This window comes from Acidovorax sp. ST3, assembly GCF_003231145.1.
In the GTDB taxonomy this organism is placed as follows: domain Bacteria; phylum Pseudomonadota; class Gammaproteobacteria; order Burkholderiales; family Burkholderiaceae_C; genus Acidovorax.
On sequence record NZ_QKVP01000001.1, the window covers coordinates 141649 to 162113 of the forward strand.

Genomic DNA, 20465 nt, shown 5'->3' on the forward strand with positions numbered 1-20465 from the left:
CCATGAATTCGACCACTCATCCTGTTTCTGGTGCCACGTCGCACTACCGGTTCAAGCCCTGGAACGTGGGGCGCTTTGTGATCTGGACGCTGTTTGCCGTCGCACTGATCGTCGCGCCCATGCTGTTTCGCAGCAGCCTGGCGCTGACCATGCTCTCGCAGATCGGCTACCTCATCATCATCTGCCTGTCGTACAACATGTTGCTGGGGCAGGGCGGCATGCTGAGCTTCGGCCACGCGGTGTACACCGGCCTGGGCTCGTTCATTGCCATCCACGCCATGAACATGGCGGGCAAGGGCAGCTTCAGCATTCCCCTCGTGCTCATCCCCATCGTGGGCGGACTGGCGGGGGCGTTCTTTGCGATCTTGCTGGGTTTTGTCACGACCAAGAAGTCGGGCACCACGTTTGCCATGATCACGCTGGGCATTGGCGAGCTGGTGGCCTCGATGGCGCTGATGTTCCCCGAGTTCTTCGGGGGCGAAGGCGGCATCACCACCGACCGCGTGTACGGCCAGTCGTTCTTCGGCATCACCTTCGGCCCTGCGATCCAGGTGTACTACCTGATTGCCGTGTACTGCTTCATTTGCACGGCGGCCATGTTTGCCTTCACCGGCACACCGCTGGGCCGCATCCTGAATGCCGTGCGCGACAACCCTGAGCGTGTGGAGTTCATCGGCTACAACACGCAGCGGGTGCGCTACTTCGCCTTCATCATCGCTGGCTTCTTTGCCGGCATTGGTGGTGGCCTGGCCACGATCAACTTCGAGATCGTGACGGGTGCCGACAGCCTGAACGTGGTGCGCTCGGGTGGCTATCTGCTGTTCACCTTCCTGGGTGGGGCCACGTTCTTCTTCGGTCCCATCATTGGTGCGGTGTTGCTGGTGCTGGCGTCGGTGCTGCTGTCCGAGCTGTCCAAGGCCTGGCTGCTGTACCTTGGGCTGGTGTTCCTGTTCATGGTGATGTACGCACCCGGCGGCGTGGCCAGCCTGATCATGATGAACCTGCGCCTGGCCAAGTTTGGCAAGCTGCGCCAGCTGTGGACCTCGTACCTGGCCCTGGGCGGTACCGCCCTGGTAGGTGTGATGGGCGCGGCCTGCATGATCGAGATGACCTACCACTTGCAGCTCAATGCAGCGCTGGGGCCAGAGCTGACCTTCCTGGGCGCCACGCTCAATGCCAAGGGCTTTACCAGCTGGTTTGGCGCGGTGTTTGTGATGGTGACGGGCTTTGCCCTGTTTGAACTCTGCCGCCGCCAGTTTGTGCGTCAGTGGAGCCGGATCCAGGAAGAAATAGAACATGAAATCAAGCGTGGGGAGGCTTTGTAACCATGGCGGCTGACAACGCAACCTATGCGCTCGAACTGCGCGACCTGCGCAAGAGCTTTGGCAAGACCGAGATCATCCGCGGCGCCAACCTGGCCGTCGCGCCCGGTGAGCGCGTGGCCATCATCGGCCCCAACGGTGCCGGCAAGTCCACGCTGTTCAATCTGATCAGCGGGCGCTTCGCGCCCACCAGTGGCGACGTGATCCTGAACGGCCAGCGCATCAATGGCATGGCGCCGTACGAGATCAACCGGCGCGGGCTTTCGCGCAGCTTCCAGATCACCAACATCTTCCCCAAGCTGTCGGTGTTCGAGAACCTGCGCTGCGGCGTGCTGTGGAGCATGGGCTACAAGTACACGTTCCTGCGCTTCCTGTCGAACCTGCACGATGCCAACGAGCGGGCCAAGCAGCTCATGGAAATGATCAAGCTCGACAAGAAGCGCGACACGCTGGCCATGAACCTCACCTACGCCGAGCAACGCGCGCTGGAGATCGGCATCACCATCGCGGGCGGTGCCAACGTGATCCTGCTGGACGAGCCTACGGCCGGCATGAGCAAGACCGAAACCTCGCGCTTCATCCACCTCATCAAGGAAGTGACCGAAGGCCGCACGCTGCTCACGGTGGAGCACGACATGGGCGTGGTGTTTGGCCTGGCCGACAAGATCGCCGTGGTGGTGTACGGCGAGGTGATTGCCTTTGACACGCCCGACAAGGTGCGCGCCAACCAGCGCGTGCAAGAGGCCTACCTGGGATCGGTCATCGCGGAAGAGCAGGGGGCGGGACACTGACATGCTGAAAATCGAAAATCTCCACGCCTACTACGGCAAAAGCCATGTGCTGCATGGCGTGACCTTTGACGTGCAGCCCGGCGAAATCGTGGCCCTGCTGGGGCGCAATGGCTCGGGCCGCTCCACCACCGCCAAGGCCATCATGGGCCTGGTGGACTGGGAAGGTACCCTCAACTGGAAGGGGCAGGACCTCAACGGCAAAAAGGCCTACGAGATTGCGCACCTGGGGGTGGGCTACGTGCCGGAAAGCCGCGACGTGTTCCCCAACCTCACCGTGCACCAGAACCTGATGCTCGGCCAGAAGGGCAGTGGCAAGAACAGCCGCTGGTCGTTCGACGACATGTACGAGATGTTCCCCCGCCTCAAGGAGCGCCAGCACACCGAGGCGGGCGTGATGTCCGGCGGCGAGCAGCAGATGCTGACCCTGTGCCGCACGCTCATGGGCGACCCCGACCTGATCATCATTGACGAGCCCACAGAGGGTCTCGCGCCCAAGATCGTCGAGCTGGTAGGCCAGTACCTGCAGACCATCAAGTCGCGCGGCATTTCGGTGCTGCTGATCGAGCAGAAGCTGACCATCGCGATGAAGATCTCGGACCGCGCACTGGTGATGGGGCACGGCTCCATCGTGTTCCAGGGCACACCGGACAGCCTGCGGGCCGACAGCTACATCCGCAAAGAGTGGCTTGAAGTTTAGCGGGGCGATCCCCCTGAGGTGCTGCGCGCCTTCCCCCCTTCTCTCGAATCGCTGCGCGATTCGGGAAGGGGGACGCAGCCCTCGCTGCGGGGCGGCCCTTGCTCGGCTGCCCTGGTCTCGGGGCGCGCCAGTTTCTAAGGTCCGGGGCAGGGCGGACGCACTGGAAGGCGCTCCGCCAACTGTGATCTATAGAGGTGCCCGGTCTTCGGTGGCGCCTTTTTTTTGCCTGCCGGAATCTGCTCTTCTGGGGATGTCTGATACCCCCTTGTCCCGCCCGGGACAAATTGACACGCCAAATGGTTTTGAAGTCTCTACAATAAAAACGCACGATCGTTCTTTTTCACTTTCCAAGGAACAACAGCACCATGACCGCTGAATACAAAGTCCACGGCTCCGTTGCCGTGATCACCATGACCAACCCTCCCGTCAACGGACTCGGTCTGGCGACCCGCCAGGGCATCGTGGACGGCCTTGGCCGTGCCAATGCCGATGCAGCGGTCACCTCCATCGTGATCACCGGCGCCGGTGGTGCGTTCTCTGGCGGCGCCGACATCAAGGAGTTCGGCACCGACAAGTCGCTGCAAGAACCCAACCTGCTGTCGGTGATTGCCGCCATCGAAAACTCGGCCAAGCCCGTCGTGGCCGCCATGCACAGCGTCGCCATGGGCGGCGGGCTGGAGCTGGCCCTGGGCTGCCACTACCGCATTGCAGCGCCTGGCTGCTCGATCGCACTGCCCGAAGTCAAGCTGGGCCTGATCCCCGGCGCAGGTGGCACGCAGCGCCTGCCCCGCGTGATTGGTGTCGAAGCCGCGCTCAACCTCATCGTGAGCGGCGAGCCCGTCAAGAGCGAAATGATCGGCGCCGTGCCCGGCCAAAAGCTGTTCGACAAGATGGCCGCATCGGCCGAGTCGCTGGCGGCAGAAGCCCTGGAGTTTGCGCAGAGCGTGGCCGATGCCCGTCCTCTGCCCCTGGTGCGCAACCTGCCTTGCAAGCACCCCGAAGGCGATGCGTACTTCCAGTTCGCGCGCAACATGGTCAAGGGCATGGCCAAGAACTTCCCCGCGCCCGCCAAGTGTGTGGACGCTGTTGAAGCTGCCACCAAGAAGAAGTTTGCCGAAGGCATGCTGGTCGAGCGCGAAATCTTCATCAACCTGATGTGGACGCCCGAGTCGCGCGCACTGCGCCACCTGTTCATGGCAGAGCGTGCAGCCAGCAAGATTCCCGATGTCGCATCCGACACCCCCAAGCGTGACATCAAGCTGGTGGGCGTGATTGGCGCCGGCACCATGGGCGGCGGCATTTCCATGAACTTCCTGAACGCGGGTATCCCCGTCAAGATTCTGGAAATGAAGCAGGAAGCCCTGGACCGTGGCATGGCCACGATCAAGAAGAACTACGAAGCCCAGGTCAAGAAGGGCAAGCTGAAGCAAGACAAGTACGAGCAGCGCATGGCCCTGCTGAGCACCACGCTGAGCTACGACGACCTCAAGGACTGCGACCTGATCATCGAGGCCGTGTTCGAAGAGATGGGCGTGAAGGAAGCGGTGTTCAAGCAGCTCGACGCTGTGGCCAAGCCTGGCGCCATCCTGGCCTCCAACACTTCCACACTCGACGTGGACAAGATCGCCGCCTTCACCAAGCGTCCGCAGGACGTGGTGGGCATGCACTTCTTCAGCCCCGCCAACGTGATGAAGTTGCTGGAAGTGGTGCGTGGCAAGGAGACCGCCAAGGACGTGCTGGCCACCGTGATGGCCATCGGCAAGAAGATCAAGAAGACCTCGGTGGTCTCGGGCGTGTGCGATGGCTTCATCGGCAACCGCATGATCGAGCAGTACAGCCGCCAGGCCGGCTTCCTGCTGGACGAAGGCTGCACGCCGCAGCAGGTGGACAAGGCCATCGAGAAGTTCGGCTTTGCCATGGGCCCGTTCCGCATGGGCGACCTGGCCGGCAACGACATCGGCTGGGCCATCCGCAAGCGCCGCGCCGTCGAGCGCGCCGACATGAAGTACAGCCGCACCGCCGACAAGCTGTGTGAACTGGGCCGCTTTGGCCAGAAGACCGGCGCAGGCTGGTACGACTACCAGGCTGGCAAGCGCGATGCGATCCCGAGCGACCTGGTCAACAAGATGATCGAAGACCACCGCAAGGAACTCGGCATCACGCCCCGCAAGATTTCGGACGAAGAAATCGTGCAACGCCTGGTGTTCGCCCTGGTCAACGAAGGTGCGCACATCCTTGAAGACGGCATTGCCAGCAAGTCCGGCGACATCGACATGGTGTACCTGACCGGCTACGGCTTCCCCATCCACCGTGGCGGCCCCATGCACTACGCCAGCGAAGTGGGTCTGTTCAACGTGGTGCAGGCCATGGACCGTTTTGCCAAGAACCCGCTGGACGACGCAGCGTTCTGGAAGCCCGCTCCGCTGCTGGCCAAGCTGGCCGCCGAAGGCAAGGCCTTCCAGTAAGCCGCCCGCGTGCACCCATCTACAGATTCAAAGGAATTCACATGACCTCCGCAGTGATTGTTTCCACCGCCCGCACGCCACTCGCCAAGAGCTGGAAGGGTTCGTTCAACATGACGCACGGCGCCACCCTGGGCGGCCATGCCGTGCAGCACGCCGTGCAGCGCGCTGGCATCGACGGCGCTGACGTGGACGACGTCATCATGGGTTGCGCCACACCCGAAGGCGCCACGGGCAGCAACATCGCACGCCAGATCGCGCTGAAGGCCGGCCTGCCCATCACGGCATCGGGCGTGACCGTCAACCGCTTCTGCTCGTCCGGCCTGCAGACCATTGCCATGGCCGCCCAGCGCATCATCGCGGGCGAAGCCGATGTGTTTGTGGCTGGTGGCGTCGAAAGCATCTCCTGCGTGCAGCAAGAGATGAACCTGCACATGATCCAGGACCTGGCCCTGGCCAAGCAAAAGCCAGAGATCTACTGGAGCATGCTGCAGACCGCCGAGCAAGTGGCCAAGCGCTACAACATCGGCCGCGAAGCCATGGACGAATACGGCGCTGCCAGCCAGCAAAAGGCCTGCGCCGCTCAGGCCAACGGCTTGTTCGATGCAGAAATCGTCCCCATCACCGTGACGGCCGGTGTGGCTGACAAGACCCTGGGCCTGATCACCAAGCAAGTGACGGTGAGCAAGGACGAAGGCACGCGGGAAGGCACGACGGTAGAAGCCATCAGCGGCCTGCGCTCGGCGCTGCCCGGTGGTCTGATCTCGGCCGGCAATGCCAGCCAGTTCTCTGACGGTGCTGGTGCCTGCGTGGTCACCAGCGAAGAGTACGCCAGCAAGAAGGGCCTCAAGCCCCTGGGCCGTTTCCTCGGCTTTGCGGTGGCGGGTTGCGAGCCTGACGAAATGGGCATCGGCCCCGTGTTTGCCGTGCCCAAGGTGCTCAAGAAGCTGGGCCTTACGGTGCAGGACATCGACCTGTGGGAGCTGAACGAAGCCTTCGCCGTGCAGGTGCTGTACTGCCGCGACAAGCTGGGCATTCCGGCTGATCGCCTGAACGTGAACGGCGGCGCTATCGCCCTGGGCCACCCCTATGGTGTGTCGGGCCAGCGCCTCACGGGCCACGCCCTCATCGAAGGCAAGCGCCGTGGCGCCAAGAAGGTGTGCGTGACGATGTGCATTGGCGGCGGCATGGGCGCTGCAGGCATTTTCGAGGTGCTGTAAGCCATGTCCGGGCAGGCCTCGTCGCCACCGCGCACCGACATCCCCGATGTCGTGGTGTCGCCCGAGGTCTTCCTGGCCATGGGGCGTGAGGTACTGGCATCGCAGCCGTTCAGCATCCTGGTGGGGGCGCGGCTGCATGCCTTGTCGCCCGGGCAGTGCGAGCTGCACCTGCCCGTCACGCCCCAGCTGCTGCAACAGCATGGTTTTGTGCACGGGGGCGTGCTGAGCTATGTGGCCGACAACGCCCTGACGTACGCCGGGGGCACCGCCATGCGGGTGCCCGTGGTGACGTCCGAGTTCAAGATCAACTACCTGCGGCCTGCGGTGGGCGAACTGCTTATCGCCCGTGCACAGGCGGTGCACCATGGCCGCGCGCAGGCCGTGTGCCGCTGCGATGTGTTTGTGGTGCAGGCGGGCACCGAAAAGCTGTGCGCCGTGGCGCAAGGCACCATTGCCGCACTGCCACCGCGCGATGGCGCAGCGCCGGCCCCTGCGGGCGCCTGATGGTGGCATGGGATGGGAGCATGTTTCTCCTCACTCCTGCGCCGTTTACTCCTTATTTGATAGCTACTGGCGCATGATTTATCTGCGCCTGCGGCCGTTTTAACCCTGAAATGCCATGAGCCTACGTCCCACCGTCGATTTCCTGCTCTACCAGTGGCTGGACGCCGAGAAGCTGCAAGCCCGCGAGCGCTTTGCAGACCATTCCCGCGAAACCTTCGATGCCGTGCTCGACACCTCCGAGCGCATCGCGCGCGAGAAGTACGCGCCCTTCAACCGCGTGGTGGACACCGAAGAACCCCGCACCGAGACCGAGCCCGACGGCACGCTGCGCGTGGTGCTGCCGCAGGCCACCTACGAGGCACGGCGCGCCTATGCAGAATCGGGCCTGCTGAGCGCTGCGCAGGACTACGACATTGGCGGCATGCAACTGCCCTACACGGTGGAAGCGGCGGCCAACAGCTTTTTTGCGGCCGCGTCGATCAGCATTGGCTCCAACCTGCTGACCTCGGGCAACGCCAACCTGCTCATGGTGCATGGCACCGACCTGCAAAAGCAGGTGTTTGCGCTCAACGAATTCAACGGCCGCTGGTCGGGCACCATGTGCCTGTCGGAGCCGCAGGCGGGCTCGTCCTTGTCGGATGTCGCCACGCGCGCCGTGCCGGATGGGGAGGGTTTTGAAAGCGACCCGCTGGGCCCACGCTACCGCCTCAAGGGCAACAAGATGTGGATCAGCTCGGGCGACCATGAGCTGACCGAAAACATCGTGCACCTGGTGCTGGCCAAGATCCCGGGGCCGGACGGCAAGCTGGTGCCCGGCACCAAGGGCATCTCGCTGTTCATCGTGCCCAAGAAGCTGGTGGACACCAATGGCCAGTTGACCGGCGTGCGCAACGACGTGGCGCTGGCGGGCCTGAACCACAAGCTGGGCTGGCGCGGCACCACCAACACGCTGCTGAACTTTGGCGAAGGCAAGTACCCCGTGGACGGCCAGGCGGGCGCCGTGGGCTACCTGGTCGGCCAGCCCGGCAAGGGCTTGCACTGCATGTTCCACATGATGAACGAGGCGCGCATCGGCATCGGCATGGCTGCCACCATGCTGGGCCTGGCGGGCTACTACGCCAGCCTGGACTACGCCAAGAACCGACCCCAGGGCCGCCCAGTTCAAGGTCCGAAAGACGGCGCCGCAGCGGTGGTCAAGGATGCCGCCCAGCCCCAGGTGCGCATCGTCGAGCACGCAGACGTCAAGCGCATGCTGCTGGCGCAAAAGTCGTACGGCGAGGGCGCGCTGGCGCTCAACCTGTTCTGCGCGCGGCTGGTGGACGAGCAACATACGGGCGATGCCGCAGCGGCCGACGAGGCCCGCCTGCTGCTGGAGGTGCTGACCCCCATCGCCAAGAGCTGGCCCAGCGAATGGTGCCTGGAGGCCAACAGCCTGGCCATCCAGATCCATGGCGGCTATGGCTACACGCGCGACTTCCCGGTGGAGCAGTACTGGCGCGACAACCGGCTGAACATGATCCACGAAGGCACCCACGGCATCCAGGCCATGGACCTGCTGGGCCGCAAGGTGCTGATGGAAGGCGGCCGGGGCCTGCAGCTGCTGGCCGGGCGCATCAACGCCACCATCGAGCGCGCTATCCAGGTGCCCGCACTCGCTGCCCACGCCAACGCGCTGGGCAAGGCGCTGCAGGACGTGGGCGCCGCCACCAAGGCCGCCTGGGCCACAGGGCAACCGGCGGATGCGCTCGCCAACGCCGTGCCGTACATGCAAGCCTTCGGCCACACGGTGCTGGCCTGGGTGTGGCTGGACGTGGCTCTGGCTACGCTGGCGGCCGATGCCGCGCTGGCACAGCCCGCCAGCATGGGCCGCATGGGCGCCATGCGCTTCTTTTTCCATTACGAGCTGCCCAAGATCGGCGCCTGGCTGCAAGTGGTCAGCACGCGCGACGCGACCTGCGCCAGCTTTCCGGAAGAGGCGTTCTGATGGCGGCTCCGAGCACATTGCAGCGCTTGCAAAAACTCATCTGGGTGCTGATCTATGGCGGCCTGCTCACGCTGGTGCTGGGCATTGCCACTGCGCGCACCGACGCATCCACCGGCTGGGTACTGATGGTGGGTGGGGGCGTGGTGGTGGCCGTGGGCGTGGTGCTGATCGCCGTGCGCGCGCGGCTCAAGGCCGACCCCCAGGGCTGACGCTGTCTTTTGCCGCCGCGCCGACGCGGCGGCGACACAATGCAGCCTTCTGGCGCCGCACAATGGCTGCCTGTATTCCACCCCCTGGCTGGCGCATCCCAGCGCCGGGCTGTGGTCTGAGAACATCTATCGACTGGCAAAAATCCAAGGAGACATTCACATGACACGCACCATCCAACAACTGTTTGACCTGACGGGCAAGACCGCCCTGGTGACCGGCGGCTCGCGCGGCCTGGGCCTGCAACTGGCGCATGCGCTGGGCGAGGCGGGCGCCAAGATCGTGCTCAGCTCGCGCAAGGCCTCCGACCTGGAAGAAGCCGCTGCCGACCTGAAGGCCGCCGACATCGAGGCCAGCTGGATCGCCGCCGACTGCGCCAAGGAAGAAGACATCCGCCGCCTGGCTGACGAGACCCTGCAGCGCCTGGGCCATGTGGACATCCTCGTCAACAACGCCGGTGCCGCCTGGGGCGCCCCGGCCGAAGACCACCCCGTGGAAGCGTGGGACAAGGTGATGAACCTCAACGTGCGCGGCTACTTCATCCTGAGCCAGCACATCGCCAAGCACAGCATGATCGGCCGCCGCAGCGGCAGCATCATCAACGTGGCGTCCATCGCGGGCCTGGGTGGCAACCCCAAGGGCATGAACACCATCGCTTACAACACCTCCAAGGGCGCGGTGATCAACTTCACGCGGGCGCTGGCGGCCGAATGGGGGGCGTACAACATCCGCGTCAACGCGATCTGCCCGGGCTTCTTCCCGAGCAAGATGACGGTGGGCACGCTCAAGGCCATGGGCGAAGAGGCGCTGGCCGCGCACGCCCCGCTGGGCCGCCTGGGCGATGATGAAGACCTGAAGGGCCTGTGCGCGCTGTATGCGTCGGATGCGGGCAAGCACATCACCGGCCAGTGGCTGGCGGTGGATGGCGGGGTGAGTATCGTTACTGGAGGGTGAGCATCCCCCTGAGCGGCTGCGCCGCTTCCCCCTTCTCTCGAATCGCTGTGCGATTCGGGAAGGGGGACGACGCAATCGCTGCGGGGCGGCCCTTGCTCTGCGTCCCTCGCCTGTGCCGCGCCAGTTTTCGAGTTCGTGTACTGAGGAAATCCCTTGAAAAGTTTCGGTGTCGAAATCCCCTTTGTCAGCCACCTCGGCTTCACGCTGCACCGCATGGAGGACGGCGAGTCCGAGCTGCGTTACGAAGCCAGGCCCGAGCACCTGAACTCGTTTGCCGTGACCCACGGCGGCGCGTCGATGACGCTGCTGGACGTGACCATGGCGACGGCCGCGCGCAGCGTGACGCCGGACATGGGCGTGGTCACCATCGAGATGAAGACCAGCTTCATGCAACCCGCACGCGGGCCGCTGGTGGCCAAGGGGCGGCTGATTCACCGCACGGCCACCATGGCGTTCACTGAGGGCACGGTGTACGACGCCCAGGGCAAGGTGTGCTGCCACGCCACCGGCACGTTCAAGTACGTCAAGCGCCTGCCGGTGGACGGGCGCAATGTGAATGACCTCAAGGTCATCTCCACCGACTGAGTCGGTGGGCGAGGTCACCAGCAGGGTTTAGAGCCTTTTTGCCTGCAAGCGCAATGAATACATGCGCTGGCAGCTATCAAAAAAATAGTATTGAATTTTCTGAAGGAGCTTTCCATGCCACGCAACCAACAAATCGTTCTCGACAACCGCCCCCAGGGCGAAGCGGTGGCCAGTAACTTCAAGCTGGTCGCCACCGACACGCCCCCGCTGCAGGACGGCCAGGTGCTGGTGCGCCACCACTACTTGAGCCTGGACCCCTACATGCGCGGCCGCATGAACGAGAGCAAGAGCTACGCTGCGTCGCAGGCGCTGGGCGAGGTCATGATCGGTGGCACCGTGGGTGAGGTGGCCGAGAGCAAGCACCCCAAGTACGCCGTGGGCGACAAGGTGGTGGGCATGGGCGGCTGGCAGGAATACAGCGTGGTCAATGCCGACCAACCCGGCGCGCTGCGCAAGGTGGATACCACCCATGTGCCGCTGTCGCACTACCTGGGCGCCGTGGGCATGCCCGGCGTGACGGCCTGGTACGGCCTGGTCAAGATCATTGCGCCCAAGGAAGGCGACACTGTGGTGGTGAGCGCCGCCACGGGCGCCGTGGGCAGCGCCTTTGCCGCATTGGCCAAGGCCCGTGGCTGCCGCGCGGTGGGCATTGCAGGCGGTGCGGACAAGTGCAAGTACGCGGTGGAAGAATTGGGCTTTGACGCCTGCATCGACTACAAGCAGCACAGCGACGTGAAGGCGATGTCCAAGGCGCTGAAGGAAGCCTGCCCCAACGGCATCGACGGCTACTTCGAGAACGTGGGCGGCTGGATCATGGACGCCGTGATGCTGCGCATGAACGCCTTCAGCCGCATTGCCCTGTGCGGCATGATCGCTGGCTACGACGGCGCACCGCTGCCCATGGCCAACCCTGCACTCATGCTCATCAACCGCATGAAGGTCGAGGGCTTCATCGTGAGCGAACACATGGAAGTCTGGCCCGACGCGCTGAAGGAACTGGGCACGCTGGTGGGCACCGGCAAGCTGCGCCCGCGCGAAACCATTGCCCAAGGCATTGCGGCTGCACCAGAGGCCTTCCTCGGCTTGCTCAAGGGCAAGAACTTCGGCAAGCAACTGGTCAAGCTGATCTGATGATGCTGAAGTGGACCTGGGCCCGCTTTGATGACCTGGGCGTGCATGCGCTGCATGACGCCCTGGCCTTGCGCTGCAAGGTCTTCATCCTGGAGCAGGGCCCGTACCAGGACCCGGACGGTGCCGACAAGCAGTCCCACCACCTGCTGGGCTATGACGAGGCGGGTGCGCTGCAAGCCTGCCTGCGCGTGGTGGACCCGGGCGTGAACTACCCCGAGCCCTCCATCGGCCGCGTGGTCACCTCTAAGGAGGCGCGCGGCAACGGCACGGGCCGGGCGCTGATGCAGGAGGGCATTGCCCGCTGCAGCCAGGCCTGGCCGGGCCGGGACATCCGCATCAGCGCGCAGGCGCACCTGCGGGGCTTTTACGGCAGCCTGGGCTTCGAGGCCTTGTCCGACGAATACCTGGAAGACGATATCCCGCACGTTGAAATGCTGAGAAAGGCGGGCTGACGCCGCCGCAGCCCCCGCGATCATTCACCCCCGCCCACCCGTGAAGGAGCCGACATGACCTTGCCCACCGCCACCCTGGCGCGTACCCATGACGTCTTCAACCAGAGCACGCCGTGGGCGGACGTGAACCTGTTCACCACCAACCAGCCGCTGCAGGACGCGCTGCGCCTGCACGCACCCGACCTGGGTGTGGCGGGCCTCACCGCGCTGGGCGCCGAGATGGGCTCGGCCGAGATGCTGACCCACGCGCGCCTGGCCAACACCCACAAGCCCCAGCTGCGCACGCACGACCGATTTGGCCACCGCACCGATGTGGTGGAGTTCCACCCCAGCTACCATGCGCTGATGGGCGCCGCGCTGCGCCACGGCCTGCACGCCACGCCCTGGTCGCGCCAGGACACAGGCCACGCGCATGTGGAGCGCGCGGCGGGCTTCATGCTGTTTACCGAGGCGGAGCCGTCCATCCTCTGCCCGGTGTCGATGAGCTACGCCGTCACGCCTGCCTTGCGGGGCAACGCCGCCGTCTGGGCCGACTGGAACAAGGGCCTTGCCGCCACACAGTACGACCCGCGCCTGGCGCTGTTCTCGCAGAAATCCGCGCTCACCATGGGCATGGGCATGACCGAGAAGCAAGGCGGATCGGACGTGCGCGCCAACACCACCCAGGCCGTGCCCGATGGCGACGATGCCTGGGGCGCGCGTTATCGCATCATGGGGCACAAGTGGTTCTTTTCCGCGCCCATGTGCGATGCGTTCTTGATCCTTGCGCAGGCACCCGGCGGGCTCACCTGCTTTTTCCTGCCGCGTGTGCTGCCCGATGACACGGTCAATGCGATCCGCATCCAGCGCCTGAAAGACAAGCTGGGCAACCACGCCAACGCCAGCTCCGAGGTCGAGTTCATCGACGCGATGGCCTGGCGCGTGGGCGAGGAGGGCCGGGGTGTGGCGCAGATCCTGGAGATGGGCACCATGACGCGGCTGGACTGCGCCCTGGGCACCAGCGGCCTCATGCGGCAGGCGCTCAGCATCGCGCTGCACCACACGCGCCAGCGTTCGGCCTTTGGCAAGAAGCTCATCGAGCAGCCGCTGATGCGCAATGTGCTGGCCGATTTGGCGCTGGAAAGTGAAGCGGCTACCGCTTTATCCATAAGGCTTGCAAGCGCTTTTGACCAGAAGGACAAGAGCGAGCATGAGGCGGTGATGGCCCGCCTGCTCACGCCCGTGGCCAAGTTCTGGGTGTGCAAACGTGGCAGCGTGTTTGCGCAAGAAGCCATGGAATGCCTGGGCGGCAATGGCTATGTCGAGGAGGGCGGCGAGGGCGTGATGGCCCGCATCTACCGCGAGATGCCGCTCAACTCCATCTGGGAAGGCGCGGGCAACATCATGGCGCTGGATCTGATGCGCGCCGTGCGCCGCGCCGATGCCGCCGCCGCGCTCGATGCCGAACTGGCCCCCGCACGTGGCGCCCACCCCGCGCTGGACCGTCTGGCAGGTGCCTTGCCCCTGCGCGTGGACGCCATGACCACCGAGGCCGAGGCCCGGCGCCTTGCGCAAGATGTGGCGCTGGCTGTGCAGGCGGCCCTGCTGCTGCGCAGTGCGCCCGGCGCCGTGTTCCGCGCGTTTTGCGACTCGCGCCTTTCCGGCGACTGGGGCTACAGCTTTGGCACGCTGGGCGCGGGTGTCAACCTTGACGCCATCCTGGCGCGCGCGCTGCCAGAATGAAACACCCCCCCCTGAGTCGCTTCGCGCCTTCCCCCTCACTCGACTCACTGCGTGAGTCGGGAGGGGGACGCCCCCAGCGCACACAAGCGAAGCGCCGCATACGCGGCTTGGCGGCCCTTGCGCGGGGGCACTGGCCTCGGCCGAGACAAGCCCGACCGTTGTTACCGAATTCAATCGCTTCAGATAACTGATCAGTCTTTCGAGGAGTACCCCATGTCCCACCTCATCCTGCACCACTACCCGTCGTCCCCGTTTTCCGAAAAGATTCGTGCGGTGCTGGGCTTCAAGCAACTGGCCTGGAAGTCCGTCATCATCCCCAGCGTCATGCCCAAGCCCGATGTGGTGGCACTGACCGGTGGATACCGCAAGACGCCGTTCTTGCAGATCGGCGCCGACATCTATTGCGACTCGGCCCTTATCTGTGACGTGCTGGAGCACGAACAGCCCGAGCCCGTGCTGTACCCGCCGCACCTCAAAGGCGTGGCGCGCGTGTTTGCGCAATGGGCCGATTCCACGTTGTTCTGGGCGGCCATGGCCTACAACCTGCAGCCCAAGGGCGCAGCGGTGCTGTTTGCCAACCTGCCGCCCGCCGCTGCGCAGGTATTTGGCGAGGACCGCCGCGAGATGAGCGCAGGCATGCAGCGCCTGCGCCCGGCCGACGCCACGGCCGCCTACCGTTCGTACCTGCGCCGCATCGCCCACATGGCCGAAGAGCATGAGTTCCTGTTCGGCGCCGAGCCCTGTCTGGCCGACTTTGCGGCCTACCACCCGCTGTGGTTCACGCGCCAATGCGTGCCGGTGATGGCCGACATCTTTGCCGCCACGCCCGCCGTGCTGGAGTGGATGGACCGCCTCGCCGCACTGGGCCATGGCCGCATGGAGAAGTTCAGCGCTGCCGACGCCATCACCGTGGCCGCCGGCATGGAGCCGCTGCCGCTGACCGACGATGTATTCCAGGACGAGCACGGCATACCGCTGGGCAGCCAGGTCACGATTGCCGCCGAGAGCTTTGGCACCGAGCCAACCGAAGGTGAGCTGATTGCCGCCACCCGCACCCGTTACACGCTGCGCCGTACCGACCCGCGCGCGGGTACGGTGCACGTTCACTTCCCCCGCATCGGCTACGTGCTGCGGCCGGTGACGTCGGCGCCCTGAAAAACGCCCGCCTTTTTGATCGCATTGCGCCCGATGCGCTCTGCGCGTTCGGGCGGCGTTGGTCGAAGCTAGGTGTCGGCATCAGAGCCGTCCCGTGTTTCACGACCGCACCCCATCATCCATCGACAACCCCTAGGAGACACACAACATGATCGACAACTTTGCCGGCAAAACCGCCGTCCTCACCGGCGCAGGCTCGGGCTTTGGCCTGGAGTGCGCGCGCATTGGCGCCCGCCTGGGCATGAACCTGGTGCTGGTGGATGTGCAGCAGGATGCTCTGGACGCAGCGACGGCCGAGATGCAGGCTGCAGGCGCCCAGGTGCTGGCGCGCAAGGTGGACGTGTCGAACGCCGCGCAAATGGAGCAGCTGGCCGCCGACGTGCAGCAGCGCTTTGGCGCACCGCACCTAGTGTTCAACAACGCGGGCGTGGGCGCGGGCGGCCTGGTGTGGGAGAACTCGGTCAAGGACTGGGAGTGGGTGCTGGGCGTGAACCTGATGGGCGTTGTGCACGGCGTGCGCCTGTTCACACCCATGATGCTGGCAGCCGCCAAGGCCGACCCGGCCTGGCGCGGCCACATCATCAACACCGCCAGCATGGCGGGCCTGCTGGCAGCGCCCAACATGGGCATCTACAACGTGAGCAAACACGCTGTGGTGGCCCTGTCGGAAACGCTGTACCAGGACCTGTCGCTGGTCACCGACCAGATCGGCGCCAGCGTGCTGTGCCCCTTCTTTGTGCCCACCGGCATCAACCAGAGCCACCGCAACCGCCCCGGCGACCTGCCTGCCGAAAAGCCCACCAAGAGCCAGCTCATCGGCCAGGCCATGAGCGACAAGGCCGTGGGCAGTGGCAAGGTGACCGCGGCCGAGGTGGCGCAGAAGGTGTTCGACGCGGCAGCGCAAGGCCAGTTCTACATCTACAGCCACCCCAAGGCCCTGGCATCGGTCCAGACGCGCATGGAAGACGTGATGATGGGCCGCAACCCCACCGACCCGTTTGCCGCCAAGCCCGAGCTGGGCGCACAGCTGCGCGCAGCGCTGCGGGCGGATTGACCAGCGCAACGCGCCCACAGACGCCTGGCGACAGGTGTTTGAATAAAAATAGCTGCATGCGCTAGTGCAATATGCGCAAGCAGCTATTAAATACATAGCATATGTCTCCGGATGCTCCGCTGAACGCTGATGCCCACGAGGCCGCATGGGGCCACGCTCTGTTCGACACGGCGCTCGGCCCCTGCGGCATTGCCTGGGGGCCCGGTGGTATTGCGGCAGTGCAATTGCCCGAGGCCGATGCACCGGCCACCCAGGCGCGCCTGCTGCGCGGGCTGCGGCAGGGCACCTATCCGCAGGTATTACCGCCGGCCGTTCCGCCAGCCGTGGTGCGCCATGCCATCGCAGGCATCCAGGGCTTGCTGGCCGGGCAGGCGCTGGACCTGCGGGAGGTGCCGTTGGACATGTCGGGCGTGTCGGCGTTTCACCAGCAGGTGTACGCCATTGCACGGGCCATTCCGCCGGGCCAGACGCGCACGTATGGCGAGGTGGCAGAGCAAATGGGCGGCAAGGGCCTGTCGCGCGCCGTGGGGCAGGCGCTGGGCCTGAACCCGTTTGCGCCCGTCGTGCCCTGCCACCGGGTGCTGGCAGCGGGTGATAAACCCGGCGGCTTTTCTGCCGGGGGCGGCGCGCTGACCAAGATGCGCATGCTAGAGATCGAAGGAGCCTGCCTGGGCGGTACGCGTTCGCTGTTTGGCAGCGCGGACTAGCCCAGCAGACTTGCCCCGCCATGCGGCAGTGATCGGTTGCGGGGAGGGTCGGCGCGGCTGGCTGCACAAGTGTGTTACGGAGTGCTACATTTGTTGAAGCGCCTGTTTTTTGTGCAGTAGCGAGGCGCCTCGCGCTCTGTGCATCAAGGCATCGCGTCCGGGGCTGCAGTGGCTCCACCTTGACCCCCCCATCCCTCCGCTCCCGGCATTCAGGAGAAAGTTGCCCATGTCACCCGAACGCCAACGACTGACCCGCATGCTGTTTGACGAGTACATCGCCATGTATGCGTCGCGCGATGCCCGGTTGGTGGACCGCTTCAGCGAGAACTTCAGCGGCTTTGCGGGCAGCAGCGACAAGCTCATCAAGTCCCGCAGCGAGTGGGTGGACATCACGCGGCTCGACTTTGCGCAGGTGCCCGGGCACATCGGCATCGAGATGCGAGACATCTTCCCCCAGGAGCTCGGTGCCGACGTGCTGGCCGTGACCGCGTTTTTCCACATCCACCTGCCCAACCCTGATCCGCTGTTTGCCAGTGAGACCGCCCGTTTGGTGCTTGTCTTCCGGCAGGAGGGCGACGACTGGAAAATTGCGCACAGCAGCATCTCCATCCCCTACGGCCTCGCGCGCGACGGCGAGGTGTACCCCGCCAGCCGCCTGCAGCAGCGCAACCAAGAACTGCAGGCCCTGGTGGACGAGCGCACGCAGGCGCTGGCCCAGGCCAACAACCAGCTGCAACTGCTCAGCAACACCGACGGCCTGACGGGTATTGCCAACCGCCGCCACTTTGACCAGGCCCTGGCCCATGAATGGGCGCGTGCCCAGCGGGCCCATGGCCCGGTGTCGCTGATCATGCTGGACGTGGACGTGTTCAAGCACTTCAACGACCACTACGGCCATCTCGCGGGCGACGCCTGCCTGAAGTCCCTGGCCCTGACGCTGGCGCAGACCGGGGGACGCCGCGACGGCGACGTGGTGGCACGGTTTGGCGGTGAGGAGTTTGTGGTGCTGCTGCCCGGCGCCGATGCCCCCGCTGCGCTGGAGGTGGCCCAGCACATCCAGCAGGCCATCCAGGCGCTGGCCTTGCCGCACGAGGATGCCCCCCACGGCATCGTGACGGTGAGCTTTGGTGTGGCCACCATGGCGCCCGAGCGCGAGCAACTGGCCGAAGAACTGGTGCGTCGCGCGGACCGCGCGATGTACCGAGCCAAACAGGGCGGGCGCAACCGCATCGAGCAGGCGCCGGAGTCATAGAAGAGCTGAACGGGGCGTGACGGAGCGCCGGCGTCTTTATCGGGCCGCCAGCTTTGCGATCTCTTCAGCTACCCCTCGCACCGTGAGCGGCGCGCAGCCCTCTGCATGGTTGCTGATGGTCACGAAGGCGTTCTGCCCCCGACCCGTGGTGCCCGCGATGACGGCAGCCAGCGCTGCCCGGGTTTCCGGTGCCGGGTGGTGCAGGCGGTCGTAGGGCTCGTACAGCCGCTCGGCCTCTTCATAGCCGTAGGGGCCGTGCACGGGGTTCAGGTTCCAGCGACACACCAGCGGGCCGGGCCACAGCGCGCGCAACATGGGCAACTGGTCCTGCAGCGGCGGCATCTTGGCATGCAGCCCCAGGCAATAGGTGGCGCCCGCTTCGCGCAGCATGGCCGCAAAGTCCGGCGTCAGCCACTCGGGGTCGCGCACCTCCACGGCAATCACGCCGTCAGGCGCCAGGGGGGCCAACGGGGGCAGGGCCAGCAGCATGGCACGCAGACGATCCAGCAAGGTGGGCATGCGGTCCAGCTGCGCCAGCGGCAGCGGGCTGAGCTGGAACACCAGCGCGCCCAGCTTGTGGCCCAGGCCCTGCAACGCGGGCTCCACACACTCGCTGCGCGCCAGCTCGGGGCTCAAGAACGCCGGGTTGGGCTGGCGGCCCCGTCCGTCTTCGCTGCGCACCAGGGCGTCTGTCACCACGCTGGGCGCCTTCACCACAAACCGGAAATCGTCGGGCACCTGCGATGCGTAGCGTTCGTACTGGCTCACCGTGAGCGGGCGGTAGAAGCTGCGGTCGATGCTCACGGTGCGCAGCAGCGGGTGCTGGGCATACACGGCCAGCCCTTGTTTGGACAGTTGTGTGTCTGAATGCTCGCCTTCCCACACCAGGCCTTGCCAGCCGGGGTAGGTCCATGACGATGTGCCCAGGCGCAACCGGGGCGGCAGGGCGGCGGCGAGGTCGGTCAGCGCACCGTCCGGAGCGATGGGCGCCACGGTGCCAGACCGGGAGCGCCGTGTGGGGGCATCGGTGCCTGGCACGATGGGCGAAGCGGGTGCCGAGGCTGAAGCTTCTGCCGGCGGCGGCTTGGGCAGCGTGTCGCCAAAAAGATCGTCTTGCATGCGCGGGAGCGGGACGGCTAAGAGCAGAGCGAGGGAGCCAAGGCGCTACGCGCCGCCAAACAGCCCGCTCTCGTCCAGCAGGTCAAACGCGATCTGGGGCTGGGCGTCCATGCTCTTCTTGATGGCAGCAGGAATGGCCTGCCGCGTCTTGCGGCACAGGCCCCGCTGTTCGTGCACCAGGATTGCAATGCCGCGCAGGCTGCGCACCTCGTTCGGGCTTTGGGTGATGGACAGGCGAATGCCCAGTTGTTGCTCCATGCGCTCCTGCATCCTGCGCAGGTCGGCCAGGCTGCCCAGGTTCTCCAGGCGCTCCAGCATCTTCTTTTCTTCGCTGCGCGTGAGCATCAGGATACGCACATCGCTGCCTGGCGTCTGGAGTAGCGCATCCCGGTCGCACACACAGGTGCCGGGAGGGCATTCAGTGCGGATGGGGAAGGGGGGAAGGGGCATGGAACGGCGTGTGAACAGTCCTTCATTCTATGAAGGGCTGGCCGTGCCGAGCGTGCGGCTGCCCGCAAACCCATGCAGTCCACCAACAAAAAGGGCTCCCAGTGGGAGCCCTTCTTGCCTGCCCGCCCCTGCGGTTCAGTTAACACTCCCCATGGCAGCAGCACCCGCAACGCGCGAAGTGCCACCACCATGGGAAGTCCCGCAACTGCTTCAAACCAATCTCAGCAGTTGGTCTGCCAAATTACATGGCGCTGAATTCACCCGAAGGGATCTGGCCAGTGCGCACAGCTTCAGCAGCCTGGGCACGCACGGCAGCGCGGTCAGCGGTGGACTTGTAGGTCACCACACGGGAGCCGGCGGGTTCCATGCTGTGGGTGCGGGCTTCGGTGACGGCCTCGGCAGCCACTTCAGCGCGGGTGCGGTTCGTGTCGAACTTCAGGGCAAATTGCGAGCCATCGGCTTCGTCAGCATGGGCACCAAAAGCGGCGAAAGCGGCAACAGCGGCGACGGAGAGGAAACGAGCGGTCTTGTTCATGATGAAAATCCTTGAAAGTTAAAAAGCGTCTCAAAAAAGCCGGGTCAAAAACCATTCCTGAACCGGGTTCGGTGAGTCGCCTTGCGGGTTCGGCTCATCGATGGGATGAACTGTACGCCGATGGTGTTCAGAGAAAAACCACTCAGTCGCAAACTAACTGTT

At 65.2% G+C, this 20465-nt stretch carries 20 protein-coding genes; 17 read left to right on the plus strand and 3 right to left on the minus strand.

What is annotated here, in order from left to right; translation table 11 throughout:
• Positions 1–2: 2 nt before the first annotated feature.
• From DNK89_RS00650 to DNK89_RS00735, 17 genes are all read left to right on the plus strand, one after another.
• On the plus strand, positions 3–1325 hold the full coding sequence (locus DNK89_RS00650; protein ID WP_060987410.1) for a branched-chain amino acid ABC transporter permease: 1323 nt from the start codon (positions 3–5) through the stop codon (positions 1323–1325).
• A gap of 2 nt (positions 1326–1327) precedes the next feature.
• Positions 1328–2113, plus strand: coding sequence for an ABC transporter ATP-binding protein (locus DNK89_RS00655; RefSeq protein ID WP_056645290.1), 786 nt, complete (start codon positions 1328–1330; stop codon positions 2111–2113).
• 1 nt (position 2114) lies between these two features.
• Positions 2115–2810, plus strand: coding sequence for an ABC transporter ATP-binding protein (locus DNK89_RS00660; protein WP_060987409.1), 696 nt, complete (start codon positions 2115–2117; stop codon positions 2808–2810).
• A gap of 365 nt (positions 2811–3175) precedes the next feature.
• Positions 3176–5275 (plus strand): 3-hydroxyacyl-CoA dehydrogenase NAD-binding domain-containing protein, encoded by a 2100-nt coding sequence (locus DNK89_RS00665; protein WP_110958498.1) that lies wholly within the window; start codon positions 3176–3178, stop codon positions 5273–5275.
• Positions 5276–5316: 41 nt separating this feature from the next.
• A complete protein-coding gene (locus DNK89_RS00670) occupies positions 5317–6492 on the plus strand; it encodes an acetyl-CoA C-acyltransferase (protein WP_110958499.1) in 1176 nt (391 codons plus the stop codon).
• Positions 6493–6495: 3 nt separating this feature from the next.
• The gene (locus DNK89_RS00675; RefSeq protein ID WP_238990648.1) at positions 6496–6996 is read left to right on the plus strand and encodes a PaaI family thioesterase; all 501 of its coding nucleotides are present in this window, start codon (positions 6496–6498) and stop codon (positions 6994–6996) included.
• A 115-nt stretch (positions 6997–7111) separates the two neighbouring features.
• A complete protein-coding gene (locus DNK89_RS00680; protein ID WP_110958500.1) occupies positions 7112–8980 on the plus strand; it encodes an acyl-CoA dehydrogenase in 1869 nt (622 codons plus the stop codon).
• A complete protein-coding gene (locus tag DNK89_RS00685) occupies positions 8980–9189 on the plus strand; it encodes a hypothetical protein (protein WP_110958501.1) in 210 nt (69 codons plus the stop codon). Before DNK89_RS00680 ends, DNK89_RS00685 begins: the two co-directional genes overlap by 1 nt.
• A 160-nt stretch (positions 9190–9349) precedes the next feature.
• On the plus strand, positions 9350–10141 hold the full coding sequence (locus tag DNK89_RS00690) for an SDR family oxidoreductase (protein ID WP_110958502.1): 792 nt from the start codon (positions 9350–9352) through the stop codon (positions 10139–10141).
• 153 nt (positions 10142–10294) lie between these two features.
• The gene (locus tag DNK89_RS00700; RefSeq protein WP_110958503.1) at positions 10295–10726 is read left to right on the plus strand and encodes a PaaI family thioesterase; all 432 of its coding nucleotides are present in this window, start codon (positions 10295–10297) and stop codon (positions 10724–10726) included.
• 114 nt (positions 10727–10840) lie between these two features.
• Positions 10841–11857 (plus strand): NADP-dependent oxidoreductase, encoded by a 1017-nt coding sequence (locus DNK89_RS00705; RefSeq protein WP_015014379.1) that lies wholly within the window; start codon positions 10841–10843, stop codon positions 11855–11857.
• The gene (locus DNK89_RS00710; protein ID WP_110958504.1) at positions 11857–12309 is read left to right on the plus strand and encodes a GNAT family N-acetyltransferase; all 453 of its coding nucleotides are present in this window, start codon (positions 11857–11859) and stop codon (positions 12307–12309) included. Before DNK89_RS00705 ends, DNK89_RS00710 begins: the two co-directional genes overlap by 1 nt.
• A gap of 54 nt (positions 12310–12363) precedes the next feature.
• Positions 12364–14031, plus strand: coding sequence for an isovaleryl-CoA dehydrogenase (locus tag DNK89_RS00715; RefSeq protein WP_203422170.1), 1668 nt, complete (start codon positions 12364–12366; stop codon positions 14029–14031).
• 213 nt (positions 14032–14244) lie between these two features.
• The gene (locus tag DNK89_RS00720; RefSeq protein ID WP_110958505.1) at positions 14245–15186 is read left to right on the plus strand and encodes a glutathione S-transferase family protein; all 942 of its coding nucleotides are present in this window, start codon (positions 14245–14247) and stop codon (positions 15184–15186) included.
• 148 nt (positions 15187–15334) lie between these two features.
• Positions 15335–16240, plus strand: coding sequence for an SDR family oxidoreductase (locus tag DNK89_RS00725; RefSeq protein WP_060985518.1), 906 nt, complete (start codon positions 15335–15337; stop codon positions 16238–16240).
• 101 nt (positions 16241–16341) lie between these two features.
• Positions 16342–16947: a methylated-DNA--[protein]-cysteine S-methyltransferase gene (locus tag DNK89_RS00730; RefSeq protein WP_110958506.1), complete on the plus strand. Its 606-nt coding sequence runs from the start codon at positions 16342–16344 to the stop codon at positions 16945–16947.
• A 226-nt stretch (positions 16948–17173) separates the two neighbouring features.
• On the plus strand, positions 17174–18199 hold the full coding sequence (locus tag DNK89_RS00735) for a diguanylate cyclase domain-containing protein (RefSeq protein WP_110958507.1): 1026 nt from the start codon (positions 17174–17176) through the stop codon (positions 18197–18199).
• A gap of 36 nt (positions 18200–18235) precedes the next feature.
• On the opposite strand, the gene DNK89_RS00740 is transcribed toward DNK89_RS00735, so the two are convergent.
• From DNK89_RS00740 to DNK89_RS00750, 3 genes are all read right to left on the minus strand, one after another.
• Positions 18236–19318 carry a DUF72 domain-containing protein gene (locus DNK89_RS00740; protein ID WP_110958508.1) on the minus strand — a complete coding sequence of 361 codons (1083 nt, stop codon included), beginning with the start codon at positions 19316–19318 and terminating at the stop codon, positions 18236–18238.
• Positions 19319–19363: 45 nt separating this feature from the next.
• Positions 19364–19768: a hypothetical protein gene (locus DNK89_RS00745; protein ID WP_110958509.1), complete on the minus strand. Its 405-nt coding sequence runs from the start codon at positions 19766–19768 to the stop codon at positions 19364–19366.
• 241 nt (positions 19769–20009) lie between these two features.
• A complete protein-coding gene (locus DNK89_RS00750; RefSeq protein WP_015014370.1) occupies positions 20010–20303 on the minus strand; it encodes a hypothetical protein in 294 nt (97 codons plus the stop codon).
• Positions 20304–20465 lie beyond the last annotated feature (162 nt).

Coding starts and splice junctions, on each gene's coding strand:
- DNK89_RS00650 (WP_060987410.1), top strand. CDS start 3: ATGAATTCGACCACTCATCCTGTTTCTGGTGCCACGTCGCACTACCGG.
- DNK89_RS00655 (WP_056645290.1), top strand. CDS start 1,328: ATGGCGGCTGACAACGCAACCTATGCGCTCGAACTGCGCGACCTGCGC.
- DNK89_RS00660 (WP_060987409.1), top strand. CDS start 2,115: ATGCTGAAAATCGAAAATCTCCACGCCTACTACGGCAAAAGCCATGTG.
- DNK89_RS00665 (WP_110958498.1), top strand. CDS start 3,176: ATGACCGCTGAATACAAAGTCCACGGCTCCGTTGCCGTGATCACCATG.
- DNK89_RS00670 (WP_110958499.1), top strand. CDS start 5,317: ATGACCTCCGCAGTGATTGTTTCCACCGCCCGCACGCCACTCGCCAAG.
- DNK89_RS00675 (WP_238990648.1), top strand. CDS start 6,496: ATGTCCGGGCAGGCCTCGTCGCCACCGCGCACCGACATCCCCGATGTC.
- DNK89_RS00680 (WP_110958500.1), top strand. CDS start 7,112: ATGAGCCTACGTCCCACCGTCGATTTCCTGCTCTACCAGTGGCTGGAC.
- DNK89_RS00685 (WP_110958501.1), top strand. CDS start 8,980: ATGGCGGCTCCGAGCACATTGCAGCGCTTGCAAAAACTCATCTGGGTG.
- DNK89_RS00690 (WP_110958502.1), top strand. CDS start 9,350: ATGACACGCACCATCCAACAACTGTTTGACCTGACGGGCAAGACCGCC.
- DNK89_RS00705 (WP_015014379.1), top strand. CDS start 10,841: ATGCCACGCAACCAACAAATCGTTCTCGACAACCGCCCCCAGGGCGAA.
- DNK89_RS00710 (WP_110958504.1), top strand. CDS start 11,857: ATGATGCTGAAGTGGACCTGGGCCCGCTTTGATGACCTGGGCGTGCAT.
- DNK89_RS00715 (WP_203422170.1), top strand. CDS start 12,364: ATGACCTTGCCCACCGCCACCCTGGCGCGTACCCATGACGTCTTCAAC.
- DNK89_RS00720 (WP_110958505.1), top strand. CDS start 14,245: ATGTCCCACCTCATCCTGCACCACTACCCGTCGTCCCCGTTTTCCGAA.
- DNK89_RS00725 (WP_060985518.1), top strand. CDS start 15,335: ATGATCGACAACTTTGCCGGCAAAACCGCCGTCCTCACCGGCGCAGGC.
- DNK89_RS00730 (WP_110958506.1), top strand. CDS start 16,342: ATGTCTCCGGATGCTCCGCTGAACGCTGATGCCCACGAGGCCGCATGG.
- DNK89_RS00735 (WP_110958507.1), top strand. CDS start 17,174: ATGTCACCCGAACGCCAACGACTGACCCGCATGCTGTTTGACGAGTAC.
- DNK89_RS00740 (WP_110958508.1), bottom strand. CDS start 19,318: ATGCAAGACGATCTTTTTGGCGACACGCTGCCCAAGCCGCCGCCGGCA.
- DNK89_RS00745 (WP_110958509.1), bottom strand. CDS start 19,768: ATGCCCCTTCCCCCCTTCCCCATCCGCACTGAATGCCCTCCCGGCACC.
- DNK89_RS00750 (WP_015014370.1), bottom strand. CDS start 20,303: ATGAACAAGACCGCTCGTTTCCTCTCCGTCGCCGCTGTTGCCGCTTTC.